Genomic DNA, 12,923 nt, shown 5'->3' with positions numbered 1-12,923 from the left:
GGAGAAGGCGCGCCCGATGACCATCACCAAGCGCTCGGTGATGATCGCCGGCCACCGCACCAGCGTGTCCCTGGAGGACCCGTTCTGGACGGCTTTGGGCGAGATCGCAGCGGCGCGCGAAAAGTCCGTCCAGGCGCTGATCGGCGCGATCGACGCCGAGCGGAACGGCCAGAACCTGTCCTCGGCGATCCGGGTCTTCGTGCTGGCGGCGTATCGCGAGCCGGCGGACCGACCCGTCGTCAGCGCCGGATGTCGCGAAGGCTGAGCGAAGCGGGGGCGCCGAAGGTCCGCCTGAAATCGTGGGCGAAATGGGCCTGGTCGGCGAAGCCGGCCGCATGCGCGGCGCCGGTGAAGTTGTTGCCGTCGATCACCGCACCGATCGCCCGGCGCATCCGCAGCCAGGCCCGATAGCGCCGGAACGGCACCCCGACGGCGTCGGTGAACAGGTGCTGGAACCGCGAGGCCGACAGGCCGACCGAGGCCGCGAGCGCCCCGGCCGACGGCGTCGCTTCGGGCTCGGCGAGCAGGCGGCGGATCGCCCGCGCGATCCGCCCGTCGATCCGCGGCTCCGCCTGCCGCCCCGCGAACGCGAGGAGGTCGGCGAGCGCCGGCCCGGCGGCGGAGGCGCCGTCGCGGTGCTCGAACAGGTCGCGCAGCGGCGTGGTCTCGCCGGCGGCGCCCAGGAGCGCGCCCGCGATCTCGCGGGTGCCGTGCAGGAGCGGCGTCAGCGCCTCGACCCCGAAGCGGTCCGGCTCGAGGTAGAGCACGCCGAGCGGGTCGCCGCCGAGGTCGAGTTCGTGCACGCACCCGGCCGGGATCATCGCCGTGCGGCAGCTGGTCCAGTCCTGCGTGCCGACGCGCAGGCGGAAGTTGCCGTAGAGCCCCGCGAGGAAGACCGGCGCGCCGTGCTGGTGCCCCGCATTGTAGCGCAACGGCCCGGCGAAGAAGGTCGTCGCGCCGGCCACATGCCAGAGCGGCCGCAACGGCCCGTCGTCGGCAGCACGTTCGTACAAGCGCCCGATCCCCCGCAGCCGGTAGGCCTTCGCCCACGCCGCGCAGTCTGCGGCCTCACGCGGGCGAAGGGAATGATTCGATGATCGAACGGACGCGCCGGCAACTCGCCGCGACCGGCCTCGCCGCCTTGGCCGCCCCGGCGCTGCTGCCTCGGTCGGCGCGGTCCGAACCGCTCGGCCCGGCGACGCCGGCGCAGTACCGGTTCGCGCTCGGCGCCTTTCGCGTGACGATGCTGCTCGATGCCGCCGGGATGATCGACGGCCCCTGGCCGATCGTCGGCGAGGACCGCCCCAAGGGCGAGGTCGAGGCCCTGATGCGCGCCAACCGCCTGCCGCCCGATCGCTTCCAGCCGGGCTTCACCCCGGTGCTGATCGAGACCGGGCGCGAGACCATCCTGTTCGACACCGGCAACGGCGCGGTCGGCTTCGTGCCGCCGCCGGCCGGCGGACGTCTGGTCGAGCGGCTGCGCGCGGCCGGCACCGCGCCGGAGGCGATCGACGTCGTCGTCCTCAGCCATTGCCACACCGACCACATCGGCGGGCTGATGCGCGACGGGCACCCGACCTTCCCCAACGCGCGCCTCGTCGTCGGCGCGGTCGAGTACGATTTCTGGACCAAACCCGAGCGCCTCGCGTCGGAACCGTCGGGCAACGAGCACGCCTCGGCGCTGGTGTTCCGCGCCAACCTCCTGCCGCTCGCCGCACGGACACGCTTCGTGGCGGCCGGGGACGAGATCGTTCCCGGCATCCACGCGCTCGCGGCCTACGGGCACACGCCCGGCCACCTCGCCTTCCACGTCGAGAGCGCGGGGCGGCGGATGCTGATTTGGGGCGATTGCGCCCACCACGAGGTCGCCTCGCTCGCCGAGCCGGGCTGGCACGCCCTGTTCGACATGGACAAGGGACAGGGCGCGGCCACGCGGCGTCGGATCTACGACATGGCGGCGACCGACGACATCGTGGTCGCCGGCTACCATACGTCGTTCCCGTCGCTCGGCTACGTCGCGCCGAGCGGCGCAGGCTATCGCTGGATCCCGGTCACCGACCAGTTCGAACCGTGAGGCCGGTCAGTCGGCTGCCTGCAGCACCGGCTCGGCCGTGGCCTTGAGCGCCGCCGGCCGCGGGCCGCCGGTGGCCCAATCCAGCAGTTCCACCGTGTGGACGATCGGGATCGCGGTGCCCTTCCCGATCTGCGTGGCGCAGCCGATGTTGCCGGTGGCGATCACGTCGGGACGCATCCGCTCGATGTTGGCGACCTTGCGCGCCCGGAGCTTGCCGGCGAGTTCCGGCTGCAGGATGTTGTAGGTGCCGGCCGAGCCGCAGCAGATGTGGCCCTCGGGCACGTCCTTCACCGTGAAGCCCGCCTGCTTCAGCAGGGTCTTGGGCTCCGTGCGGATGCCCTGGCCGTGCTGCATCGAGCAGGCCGAGTGATAGGCGACGACGAGGTCGCTCTCGACCGTCGGCGCGATGTCGAGGGTGGCGACGAACTCGGTGACGTCCCTGGCGAGCGCCGAGACCCGTGCCGCCTTGTCGGCGTAGGCAGGGTCGTCGCGGAACATGAAGCCGTAATCCTTGATCGTCGTGCCGCAGCCGGACGCGGTGACGAGGATGGCGTCGAGGCCGGCGCCGTCGGCTTCCGCGATCCAGGCGTCGATGGTGCGCCGGGCCTGGGCGTGCGAGTCGTCCGTCCGGCCCATGTGATGGGTGAGTGCGCCGCAGCACCCCTCGCCTTCCGCGTGCACCACCTCGACGCCGTGGCGGGTGAGCAGGCGGATCGCCGCCGCGTTGAAATCCGGCCGCAGCACGCTCTGGGCGCAGCCGCGCAGCAGGGCCACGCGCTTGGGCGCGCCCTGCGCGCCGACGGCGGGGAAGGTCGCGGGCCGGTTGGTCGCCTCGCGGCCGGGCAGCGCGGCGGGGGCGAGGTCGAGCATCGCGGCGAGCCGGTTTCCGACCCGCGGCAGGCGCGCCACCAGGGGCCGGAACGGCGCGCCGAGCTTGGCCGCCCACAACGCCGCCCGGAACCTCGCGGGATAGGGCAGCACGAAGGCCAGGATCGCCCGCAGCGCGCGGTCGTCGAGCCGCCGGGAGAACGTCTCCTCGATATGGCTGCGGGCGTGGTCGACGAGGTGCATGTAATGCACGCCCGAGGGGCAGGTCGTCATGCAGGACAGGCACGACAGGCAGCGGTCCACGTGCTTGACCACCTCGGCGCTCGCCGCCTTGCCGCCCTCCAGCATGTCCTTGATCAGGTAAATCCGTCCGCGCGGGCTATCGAGTTCGTCGCCGAGCAGCAGGTAGGTCGGGCAGGTCGCCGTGCAGAACCCGCAATGAACGCAGGTGCGCAGGATCTTTTCGGAGGTCGCCATCGCCGGGTCGGCGAGCTGGGCCAGGGAGAAGTTGGTTTGCATGGCGCGTTCTGGATGCGTCCTGTCTCGGGCCGATGGCGTCGGCCCCGTCGATCGATCGTCTCTGCCACCGTTTCGCGCCGCGCACGATGCGGCGGAGGGCCCGCGTCGGGCCCGGGCGCCTCAAACCTCGGCGTACATCCGCCCTGGGTTGAACACACCCGCGGGGTCGTGCGCCGTCTTGATCCCCTGCGTCACCCGCATCAGCGGCTGCGAGAGTGGCTGGAACACCGGCACGGCGGCGCGCACCGCATCGGGCGCCCGGATCAGCGTGGCGTGGCCGCCGTGCTGGCCGAGGGCGGAGCGGATCGCCTCCGCCCCGGCATCGCCCTCGGACGCGACGGCGAGCCAGACCAGGCCGCCGCCCCAATCGTAGAACCAGCGCGCCGGCATCGCGCGGCCGATCGCGGCGGCGAGCGCCGGGCCTCGGGTCGGCGCGGTCGAGAGCCGCCACACGGCCTCGGACGTTCCGGTGAAGGGCGTCACATCCCGGATCGTATTCCAGAGGGCGACACCCGGTTCGCCGTCCAGGATCTCGGCGGCGCCGAAGCGCTTCAGGAGCTTCTGCAGCTCACCGATCCGGTAGTCGAGCGAGTCCGAAAAGCCTTCGAGCCGCATCAGCGTGCGAGCGTCCGCGCCGTCGATGCCGGCGGGCAGGTGCGCCGCGCCCGTGAGCTCGAACGGCGAGCCGAGGGCGGCGGCGAGCGCAGCCACCGCGCGGGCGTCGTCGAGCCCGCGGAAGACCAGCGTCGCCACGCGCTCCTGCACCGGCAGCACCTTGAAGGTGACCTCGGTGAGGAGCCCGAGGGTGCCCCAGGAGCCGGCCATCAGCTTCACGAGGTCGAGGCCGGTGACGTTCTTCATCACCCGCCCGCCGGACTTGATCGCCTGGCCGCGACCGTTGACGAAGCGCACGCCGATCAGGCTGTCGCGGGCGGCACCGGCGTTGATGCGGCGCGGCCCGGAATTGTTGGCCGCCGCCACCGCGCCGAACGTCGGCTCGCCAGCGCTGCCCATCAGGGCGCGGGCGTCCATCGGCTCGAACGGCAGCATCTGGCCGCGGGCGGCGAGCATCGCCTGCACCTCCGCGAGCGGTGTGCCGGCACGGGCCGAGATCACCATCTCGGCGGGCTCGTAGAGGGTGACGCCGGAGAGCGCCCGCGCCGAGAGCGTCGCCTCGTCCTGCGCCGGCCGGCCGATCCCGGCCATGGTGTCCCCGCCCACGAGGCGCAGGCGCTCGGAGCGGCCGGCGGCCGCGCCGACGATCTCGGCCGCCTCGCCCTCGTCGCGGGGCTCGTAGAATGGCATCGTTTCCTGCCCGGTCGCGTGTCTTTACCGGATGCCTTTGCGCGGCACCCTTGTAGCCCCGATCATGCGGGATCGCGGCCGCGTTGCAAAGTGGAACCGCTCTACTCTGCCGCCACAGGATCGGCCGCCGCAGGATGCGCCGGGCGGAACCGGCCCTCGACCTGGCTGCGCAGGCCGGCGATGTCGAAAAGCCACACCAGGGCCGCGTAGAGCCCGGCCCCGAGGGGCACGGCGACGCCGAGCGCCAGCGCCGGATCGAGATGGCGAAGCGGCGCGAGCGCCGCCGCCATGGCGCCGCAGGCGGCGCTGGCCGCGAGGATCTCGTTCCAGGGCAGCGCGAGGCGGTCGCGGCCGGTGAGCGCCCGCACGGCGAGCCAGGCGAAGGCGGAGGCGAGCGCCAGCGTCTGGGCGAGGGCGACGCCGGCGCCGCCGAGCAGCGGCGGCAGGACGAGGAGGCCGAGGCCGTTGACCGCGAGCCCGGCCGCAGCCGCCGCGATCACCGGCAGGGTCCGGCGGCGGATCTGGAACACCGGGTTGATCGCGTAGAACATCATCGCGAGGCAGAACAGGCCGGGGATCAGCAGCAGCGCGTAGAGCGCGAACGGCCCGCGATAGGCCTCCGGCACCACCAACGCCTCCAGCGCCGGCAGCACCGCCCAGAACCCGACGGCGCAGGGCAGCAGCAGCGCGTAGACGGTGGCCGCGTTGGCCGCGACCTGCCGTTCGGCCGCCGCGCGGCCGTGCTGCTCCTCGGCCCGCACCGCGAGCTGGAACAGCAGCAGGTCGAGGGCCGTGCCGAGCATGGTGAGGCTGCGCGCGGTCACGTCGGCGGCGAGCGCGAAGTAGCCGGCTTCGGCGAAGCCGGCCTGCGCGGCGATGGTGCCGCGGTTGAGGAACGGTAGCAGCTGGTAGACGGCGTTGGCCGCGATCAGGGGCAGGCCGTAGCGCAGGAACAGGCTCCAGGTCTCGCGCCGGCGATGGTGCTCCACCGCCGAGGCCGGGTCGCGCAAGGGGTGGCGCAGGATCAGCACGGCGAGGAGCTGGCTCACTCCGGCGGCGGCGAGCACCCAGGCCGGCTGGCGCAGGTACCAGGCGGCCGCGGCCATCATGGCGAAGGCGATCACGTTCTTCACCGCGACCAGCCCGAGATAGAGCTTGCCGTCGAAGCGGGCGCGGGCGAGCGCGGCGTGATAGTCGAACACGCCGATGCCGAGTGCCGCCAGCATCGCACCGGACAGGATCGCGGCATGCCCGTCCGGCCCGTCCGGCCCGTCGCCGAGCCCGAGGCCGGCGGCGACGGCCGCGGCGGCGAACAGCAGCACCGCGAGGATGGCGTAGGCGCGGTCGAGGCCGTGCCGGATCCAGGGTTCGTCGAGGCGGACGCGCACCGAGTAGAACCGCGTCGCCGACAGGCGCAGCCACTCGAACAGGACGGTGGTGATCACCAGGGTGCCGGCGGTGGCCAGCGCGAAACGCCCGAAATCGGCCGGCCCCAGCAGCTTGGCGATGAGCAGGCCGAGGACGAAGTTCAGCCCGGCATTCATGACGAAGGCGGCGATCACGGCCATGGTCGGGCTTTCACGGGCGGGCTCTCAAGGACACGCGTCGCGGACGAGCCGGCGCGGGCGGGCGCGCCCCTGCATCCGTGCTCTAACGCGACGCCGGTAAGATTCCCTGAATCCGGCATGACGAGGGCGCCCCGGAACGGTTTCGGGCCGGAGGCCGTTTCCGCGTCCGTTCGAAACTTTTCCCGGAGTCCCTATCCGATGCGCATCCTCGTTCCCGCCGCCGCGATCCTCGCCCTCGCCGGCATCCAGGCCGCCACCGCCCAGACCACCGTGATCGAGCGCCGGGCGCCCGACACCGTCGTGGTCGATCGTCCGGCCACCGAGAGCAAGACGGTGGAGACCCGCGAGAGCAGCGACGGCTGTTCCACGAAGACGGTGACGAAGACCAACGACGAGGGCGACCGCAAGACGGTCAGCCGCGAGCGCTGCGACTGATTTTCCGGCTTCAGCCGCTCCGGCGCTGCCGGGGCGGCTCCTGCGTCGCGTCCGCCGCGTCGTCGGCGAGGGCGCGCTCGTAACACCACGCCTCCATGCCGTCCTCGTAATAGCCTTCGCGAACCTCGAAGCGCGTGTAGCCCCGGCGCTCGTACAGGCGCAGGCCGGCGCCGTTGTCGGCGCGCACCTCGAGGCGCAGGCGGGTGCAGCCGTGGCGACGCGCCTCGTCCTCCACCGCCTGCATCAGCCGGCCGCCGAGGCCGAGCCCGGCGCGGGACGACGCCACAGCAATGGAGGAGAGCCGCGCGCTGCGGCTGTTGCGCCGCCGCTCCAGGGTGGCAGCCCCGACGAGGACGTTGGTCCCGTCCGCCTCGATCAGCAGGGCGACCAGTACCGTCATCGAGGGCGAGCGGATCGCGTGGCGGATCGCCCGGCGCTCGGCCCGGTCGGTGGAGAAGGTCGCGTTCTCCAGGGCGACCAGGGCGTCGAGGTCGTCCAGGCACGCGACCCGGACCTCCAGCTCGCCGTCGGCTTGCGGGTTCAAGCGGTCACCCGCGACCGAATCGTCCGCCGTCTCACCCCGACCATGATGCCCGCCGCCCGCATTCCGCCGATTCCGATCCCGCGCCCCGGATGCCGCGGACCGGCAGGGCGTCGCCACCGTCGACCGGGGTGAGATGCCCGCACTTTACGCGCTTGGAAAGCCCGCCCGCGGACGGGCGCTGCGTTTTGGCAACAGGTCCCCGCAACACACGGGGATTCCCGCCGCCGCGGGCCGAATTCCGCTTGTGGTGGTGGTGCGCCGTTCGTATATGCGCCTTGCCCAATTTCGCACGTGCCTGTGGCCGCGTGTCGGTTGGTGGGCATCCGGCCAACTGCCGGACAGCCGCCAGGGGTCTTAAAGGATCGATGGTCGACAGGGTGGATCCCTTTCGGCCGGCATCCAGGTGGCGACACCGGACCCCGACAACAACCGGCAGCCGGAGGCGAAACCGGCGAATCCCGCTCTCCACGGGGGACGCAGCTTAAAGCAACGACGAACGGGCTTTTTTGGTCTCGTCGGCCCTCCAAAGGCCGGCACCGAAGAGGCTTGTTTCTCCTTGCCCGGCGTGCGGATGGGAAATCCCGTCCAATCCACGGCAGCCTCCGGGTGCTCGTCGCGCCCGCACGGATCGTCGCGTCTCCACAGCGCGGATCCGCGCGTCGCATCAGCCCCAGACGCCGGCGGTCCCTGAAGGGACCGTCACATCTTCGACGGCGCGCTCCCCCGTGGGCGGCCCCGCGAACCTGTGGGTTGGAACAGACATGACCGATCGCATCCGCGACTTCCTGCGCGTCCGCCGCGACCTCGGCCGCGACGAGGGCCCGGTGATGGTGCTCGACCTCGACGTGGTCCGCGACAACTACACCGCCTTCGCCCGCGCGCTCCCCGACACCCGCGTGTTCTACGCGGTGAAGGCGAACCCGGCCCCCGAGGTTCTGCGCCTCCTGGCCGACATGGGCTCGTGCTTCGACACCGCGTCCGTCGCCGAAATCGAGATGGCGCTCGCCGCCGGCGCCACCGCGGAGCGGATCTCCTTCGGCAACACGATCAAGAAGGAGCGCTGCATCGGCCGGGCGCTGCGCCTCGGCATCCGCCTGTTCGCGGTCGATTGCGAGGCGGAAGTCGAGAAGATCGTCCGCGCCGCCGAGGCCGCCGGCATCGAGGCCGGATCGGTGCAGGTGTTCTGCCGCATCCTCTGCGACGGCGCCGGCGCCGACTGGCCGCTGTCGCGCAAGTTCGGCTGCGAGCCGGAGATGGCCGTCGAGGTGCTGGAGCACGCCCACCGCCAGGGCCTGTCGGCCTACGGCGTGTCGTTCCATGTCGGCTCGCAGCAGGGCAACACCGAGGCCTGGGACGGGGCGCTCGCCTCCGCCTCGACGATCTTCCGCGAGTGCGCGCTTCGCGGCATCGGCCTGTCGATGGTCAACCTCGGCGGCGGCTTCCCGACGAAGTACCTCAAGCAGGTGCCGGGCGTGGAGTCCTACGGCGACGCGATCTTCCGCGCGCTCACCAAGCATTTCGGCAACCAGCTGCCGGAGACGATCATCGAGCCGGGCCGCGGCATGGTCGGCAACGCCGGGCTGATCGAAGCCGAGGTGGTGCTGATCTCGAAGAAGTCGGCCTCGGAGGACGAGGTGCGCTGGGTCTACCTCGACATCGGCAAGTTCGGGGGGCTGGCCGAGACCATGGACGAGTCGATCCGCTACCCCGTCCGCACCGACCACGACGGCGACCGGATGAGCCCGTGCGTCCTCGCCGGGCCGACCTGCGATTCGATGGACGTGCTCTACGAGCGCGAGCACTACCCGCTGCCGGTCTCGCTCTCGATCGGCGACAAGGTGCTGATCGAGGGCACCGGCGCCTACACCACGACCTATGCCGCGGTCGCCTTCAACGGCTTCCCCCCGCTTCAGCAGATCGTGATCTGATCCGTGCCCCCCGCCGCCCGCCGGCGGGGGTTTCCCTGATGCACCGCGCGTTCCGTTCGGCCGGCCTTCATCCGAGGGCCGGCATGACGGCGCCCGGTCCCACGCGTCACATCACGACGGGGCGGTCACGGCCATGATCCAGATCCGGGCGGAGCACCATCACGACGTCGCGGCGCGCGAGCGCCTGCTCGACGCCTGCTTCGGCGCGAACCGCCGGGCCAAGACCTCAGAGCGGCTGCGCGAGGGGCGCCTTCCCGCCCGCGGCCTCGCCTTCGCGGCGACCCGCCACGGGCGCCTGATCGGGACGCTGCGCCTGTGGAACGTCGCGGCCGGCGCCTGCCCGGCCCTGCTGCTCGGCCCGCTGGCGGTCGACCCGGCGCTCCAGCGCCAGGGCCTCGGCCGGGTGATGATGCACGCCGCCTTGGGGCGCGCCGAATCCCTCGGCCACGGGGCCGTGCTGCTCGTGGGCGATGCGCCCTACTACGAGCGCTTCGGCTTCTCGCAAGCCCTCGCCGCCGACCTCACCCTGCCCGGTCCGTTCGCACGCGGACGCTTCCTCGGGCTCGAGCTGCGGGCCGGCGCCCTCGACGGGGCCGAGGGCTTGGTCCGGGCGACGGGCCGGCTCGCCCCAGCGGAGTTGGGCTTGGCGGGCGCGGCCTACGGACGACGACGCGCCGCCTGATCGGGCGAGCGTCGTCACCGGCGTACCCCCGCATGCCAAATGAACCGCCCCCCCTCTCCCCGCGGGCGGGGAGAGGCCCGGCTGCACCTCGTCGTGCAGCCGGGAAGCGGAGGCGAAGCCGAAGCGACGGTGAGGGGGAGCTTCCGGAAGTGCCTCATTCGGCGTCGCCCCCTCACCGTCGGCTGCCGCCTCGCTTTGCCGACGACGGGGTCGGCAAAGCCTTCTCCCCGCTGGCGGGCAGAGGGGATGCGCGCACAGCGAACCGCCAGATGCTGGGATGTGTGAATTCGGGTGCCAGCACGGGATTGGCGGCTGCACCTGACGACGCGAATCGAGACCAAGGAGCCGAGACGCGCGCGCAAGAAATTCGCTTGGCTCAGCGACCGCCCGGCTCGATCGCCGGCAACTCGTTCGGGCCGAGCGCTCCGCCGGCGGCGGCCTGCGGGCCGGCGACGCCGCGGGCGCGGTTGGCCAGCGCCACGGTGAGCTTCTCGGCGGCGTCCGGCTGCATCAGCGCCAGCACCTCGGCCATCTTGCGCGGGTTCATCGCCAGGACGAGCGACACCAGCACCTCCTGCCCGAGGCGGTCGAAGACGCGGGCGGCGTCCTTCGGCTTCATGGTCTCGTACATCGTCACGAGGTTCTTCAGGCCGGCCTTCTCGGCGTCGGCCTTGGCCTTGCCGGCGGTGTCCACCTTGTCCTCGGCCTGCTTGAGGTCGCCGAGGCCGGTCTCGAGCTTGCGCTCGGCCTCGCCGAGCATCTTCTCGCGCAGTTCCAGCTCGTCGCTCTTCTGCTTCAGCGCGTCGCGCCGGGCGCCCAGCTTCTCCAGCAGCGCGCGCTCCGTCAGCGAGACGGGCTCCGGCATCGGCGGCTGGGCCTGCGGCGGCTCGGGCGCCTTGGCCTCGCCCTTCGGCGCCTCCTTGGGCGTCACCGACCCGGTGGTGGTGGGGTCGAGCAGCTCGTAGCCGATGCGGGCCTTGGCGAGCACCTGCGCGAGGGCGGGCAGTTCGGGCGCGACCTGCGGCGTCTCCACGAACATCCCGACGAGCTTCAGCACCAGCAGGCCGGCGGCGGCGAGCGTGACCGCATCGATCATCCGCAGGCGCAGCGGACGGATTTGGCGCATCCGTGCCCGCGCCAGGGCGGTCAGGGCCTTCGCGTTGTTGGCTCCCCGGATGGCCTTGGCCGCGCGCGCGCCGTCGGCCGCAGCGGGCACGGTTCGCGTCGGATCGGTCCGGGCGGGGGGCCCCGCACTCATGCGGCCCGGCTCCGCACCCGATGGAGGGCGCGCTCGGTCATGGCGAGGGCGGCGGCGGCGGCGGCGCCGAGGCGTTCGCCGTTCGGGCCGTCGGAGACCGGCGCCTCGCTGGCGACGTGGAGCGCCGGACGCGTCGGTGCCGGCTCGGGGGCGGCCGGTCGGGGCGCGGCACCACGCATCTGCGTGACGATCGCGCCGATGCGGGCGATCACGCCCTCGCCGGCCTCGACCTGAGCGGCGATGTCTGCGGCGTAGCGCTCGGCGGTGCCGAGGCGTTCGGCGAGCGTCCGGTCGCACTCGTCCAGGGTGTTGCGCAGCCCTGCGATGGCGCGCTCGGCGCTGGCGGTGGCCACCATGAGGTCGCCGATGGTCTGGCGCAGCGCCGCCTCGTCGCCCTTCAACTGGACGATGCGCCGCGACAGCTTCATCGACGACACGATGGTGGCGACGAGGAGGATCGCGACGAGGCCGTCGGCGGCGAGCGTGACGAGGAGGCTCATGACCGAAAATCCATCTCAGGCGTCGCTTCGGTTGTTCATCGAGGCCTCGTAGGCCTGGAGCGTGGTGCGCGAGCGCCGCAACGGCCGCGTCACCTGCACGGCGATGCTGTCGTCGACGCGCCCGATCCGCCCCTGGGTCAGCGCCCACTCGCCGCAGCGGACGGTGATCAGGTCGCTGGGCTTGGCGTCGAACATCAGCGTGTCGCCGACCTTGAGGGCCATGACGCGCTTCAGCGGCAGCATCATCTCGTGCAGCACCGCCTCCATCGTCATGTCCGCCTGCCAGATCTCGGTGGCGAGGTGCCCCTCCCAGACGTGGTCGCGGCCGAGCTTCTCGCCCATGAAGCTCTGCATGAGCAGTTCACGGATCGGCTCGATCGTGGCGTAGGGGAACAGGATCTGGAGCAGGCCGCCGCGCCCGTCCATGTCGAGGCGCAGGCTGATCAGGATCGCGGCGTTGGCCGGGCGGGTGATCGTGGCGAAGCGCGGGTTGGTCTCGATCCGGTCGATCCCGAACTTCACCGGGGAGAGCGGCTGGAACGACAGCTCGAGGTCGCCGAGGATGATCTCGACCAGGCGCCGAACGAGCTGCATCTCGATCGTGGTGAAGGGCCGCCCGTCGAGCCGGCTCGACGTGCCGCCGCGCTTGCCCCCGAGCAGCAGGTCCAGGGTCGAGTAGGCGAGGTTCGACTCCACCGTCACCAGCCCGGAATTCTCCCAGGCGTCGGCCTTGAACACCCCGAGCAGGGTCGGCAGCGGGATGGCGTTGAGGTAGTCGCCGAAGCGGACGGAGGTGATGTTGTCGAGGGTCACCTCGACGTTGTCCTGGAAGAAGTTGCGCAGCGAGGTCGACAGCAACCGGATCATCCGGTCGAAGACGATCTCCAGCATCGGGAGGCGTTCGTACTGGACGACGCCCGAATCGACGATGGCGCGCACGCCGCCCGCGCCGGACGCGGACAGCTCGCGCAGGGAGAAGCCGACGACGTCGTCGATCTCGTCCTGGCTGAGGATGCGGTCGTTGCCGGCGAGCTCGGGGAGGTTGTCGCTCTCCCCGTCCTCGATCATCGTCGCCCACTCGGCGGCGACGTCGCTGGCGTTGCGGGTGGTGCCCTGCTCGGCGAGCGCCGCGCCCCACTCGTCGGCGAGCGACGCGTCGCCGCCTTCGGCACCCTGCTCGATCAGGGCCGCCGACCAGTCGTCCTCCACGTTCGGGTCGTCGGGTTCCATGGCGGGCTCGGTTGGGTTGCGGCGCGGGCGGGCTCGGCGGGGTCGTCGGCTA

General features: G+C 72.2%; 13 protein-coding genes. 5 read left to right on the top strand and 8 right to left on the bottom strand.

From position 1 onward, the window contains the following. The first annotated feature begins 16 nt into the window (after positions 1-16). Entirely contained in the window at positions 17-265 is a 249-nt protein-coding gene (locus tag FV226_RS17105) for a ribbon-helix-helix domain-containing protein (protein WP_147763836.1), read from the top strand. Here the strand turns inward: FV226_RS17105 and FV226_RS17100 are convergent. Next, positions 240-1,013, bottom strand: a complete 774-nt coding sequence (locus FV226_RS17100) for an AraC family transcriptional regulator (RefSeq protein WP_147763835.1) — start codon at positions 1,011-1,013, stop codon at positions 240-242. The genes FV226_RS17105 and FV226_RS17100 overlap by 26 nt on opposite strands. Before the next feature lie 80 nt (positions 1,014-1,093). On the opposite strand from FV226_RS17100, the gene FV226_RS17095 reads away from it, so the two are divergent. Next, a complete protein-coding gene (locus FV226_RS17095) occupies positions 1,094-2,074 on the top strand; it encodes an MBL fold metallo-hydrolase (protein ID WP_147763834.1) in 981 nt (326 codons plus the stop codon). A gap of 6 nt (positions 2,075-2,080) precedes the next feature. On the opposite strand, the gene glcF is transcribed toward FV226_RS17095, so the two are convergent. The 3 genes from glcF to FV226_RS17080 form a co-directional block, all read right to left on the bottom strand. Then, entirely contained in the window at positions 2,081-3,421 is a 1,341-nt protein-coding gene (glcF, locus tag FV226_RS17090; RefSeq protein ID WP_147763833.1) for a glycolate oxidase subunit GlcF, read from the bottom strand. A 120-nt stretch (positions 3,422-3,541) separates the two neighbouring features. Beyond that, entirely contained in the window at positions 3,542-4,726 is a 1,185-nt protein-coding gene (locus tag FV226_RS17085) for an FAD-binding protein (RefSeq protein ID WP_147763832.1), read from the bottom strand. A gap of 101 nt (positions 4,727-4,827) precedes the next feature. After that, positions 4,828-6,294 (bottom strand): polysaccharide biosynthesis C-terminal domain-containing protein, encoded by a 1,467-nt coding sequence (locus tag FV226_RS17080; protein WP_147763831.1) that lies wholly within the window; start codon positions 6,292-6,294, stop codon positions 4,828-4,830. A 198-nt stretch (positions 6,295-6,492) separates the two neighbouring features. On the opposite strand from FV226_RS17080, the gene FV226_RS17075 reads away from it, so the two are divergent. After that, positions 6,493-6,729 carry a hypothetical protein gene (locus FV226_RS17075; protein WP_147753225.1) on the top strand — a complete coding sequence of 79 codons (237 nt, stop codon included), beginning with the start codon at positions 6,493-6,495 and terminating at the stop codon, positions 6,727-6,729. A gap of 10 nt (positions 6,730-6,739) precedes the next feature. On the opposite strand, the gene FV226_RS17070 is transcribed toward FV226_RS17075, so the two are convergent. Then, complete coding sequence (locus tag FV226_RS17070; protein WP_147753224.1) at positions 6,740-7,273, bottom strand: N-acetyltransferase; 534 nt, start codon at positions 7,271-7,273, stop codon at positions 6,740-6,742. Between the two features lie 761 nt (positions 7,274-8,034). Between FV226_RS17070 and FV226_RS17065 the strand changes: the two genes are divergently transcribed. Together FV226_RS17065 and FV226_RS17060 are read left to right on the top strand one after the other, a co-directional pair. Further along, entirely contained in the window at positions 8,035-9,201 is a 1,167-nt protein-coding gene (locus FV226_RS17065; RefSeq protein WP_147763830.1) for a type III PLP-dependent enzyme, read from the top strand. 133 nt (positions 9,202-9,334) lie between these two features. Continuing rightward, a complete protein-coding gene (locus FV226_RS17060) occupies positions 9,335-9,883 on the top strand; it encodes an N-acetyltransferase (protein WP_147763829.1) in 549 nt (182 codons plus the stop codon). Positions 9,884-10,259: 376 nt separating this feature from the next. On the opposite strand, the gene FV226_RS17055 is transcribed toward FV226_RS17060, so the two are convergent. The 3 genes from FV226_RS17055 to fliM form a co-directional block, all read right to left on the bottom strand. Then, complete coding sequence (locus FV226_RS17055; RefSeq protein ID WP_147753239.1) at positions 10,260-11,009, bottom strand: hypothetical protein; 750 nt, start codon at positions 11,007-11,009, stop codon at positions 10,260-10,262. Positions 11,010-11,137: 128 nt separating this feature from the next. Then, the gene (locus FV226_RS17050; RefSeq protein WP_147763828.1) at positions 11,138-11,641 is read right to left on the bottom strand and encodes a DUF6468 domain-containing protein; all 504 of its coding nucleotides are present in this window, start codon (positions 11,639-11,641) and stop codon (positions 11,138-11,140) included. Between the two features lie 15 nt (positions 11,642-11,656). Then, entirely contained in the window at positions 11,657-12,871 is a 1,215-nt protein-coding gene (fliM, locus tag FV226_RS17045) for a flagellar motor switch protein FliM (RefSeq protein ID WP_147754318.1), read from the bottom strand. Positions 12,872-12,923: the final 52 nt, after the last annotated feature.

Origin of the sequence: Methylobacterium sp. WL12 (genome assembly GCF_008039475.1) — a bacterium.
GTDB classification, from domain to species: domain Bacteria; phylum Pseudomonadota; class Alphaproteobacteria; order Rhizobiales; family Beijerinckiaceae; genus Methylobacterium; species Methylobacterium cerastii.
Note: the sequence above shows the minus strand (reverse complement) of the source record. Positions and strands in the feature narration are given on the sequence as shown.

Bases quoted from the DNA above. Each gene is read 5' to 3' on its own strand.
- FV226_RS17105 (WP_147763836.1), top strand. From the start codon at position 17: ATGACCATCACCAAGCGCTCGGTGATGATCGCCGGCCACCGCACCAGC.
- FV226_RS17095 (WP_147763834.1), top strand. From the start codon at position 1,094: ATGATCGAACGGACGCGCCGGCAACTCGCCGCGACCGGCCTCGCCGCC.
- glcF (WP_147763833.1), bottom strand. From the start codon at position 3,421: ATGCAAACCAACTTCTCCCTGGCCCAGCTCGCCGACCCGGCGATGGCG.
- FV226_RS17085 (WP_147763832.1), bottom strand. From the start codon at position 4,726: ATGCCATTCTACGAGCCCCGCGACGAGGGCGAGGCGGCCGAGATCGTC.
- FV226_RS17080 (WP_147763831.1), bottom strand. From the start codon at position 6,294: ATGGCCGTGATCGCCGCCTTCGTCATGAATGCCGGGCTGAACTTCGTC.
- FV226_RS17075 (WP_147753225.1), top strand. From the start codon at position 6,493: ATGCGCATCCTCGTTCCCGCCGCCGCGATCCTCGCCCTCGCCGGCATC.
- FV226_RS17065 (WP_147763830.1), top strand. From the start codon at position 8,035: ATGACCGATCGCATCCGCGACTTCCTGCGCGTCCGCCGCGACCTCGGC.
- FV226_RS17060 (WP_147763829.1), top strand. From the start codon at position 9,335: ATGATCCAGATCCGGGCGGAGCACCATCACGACGTCGCGGCGCGCGAG.
- FV226_RS17055 (WP_147753239.1), bottom strand. From the start codon at position 11,009: ATGCGCCAAATCCGTCCGCTGCGCCTGCGGATGATCGATGCGGTCACG.
- FV226_RS17050 (WP_147763828.1), bottom strand. From the start codon at position 11,641: ATGAGCCTCCTCGTCACGCTCGCCGCCGACGGCCTCGTCGCGATCCTC.
- fliM (WP_147754318.1), bottom strand. From the start codon at position 12,871: ATGGAACCCGACGACCCGAACGTGGAGGACGACTGGTCGGCGGCCCTG.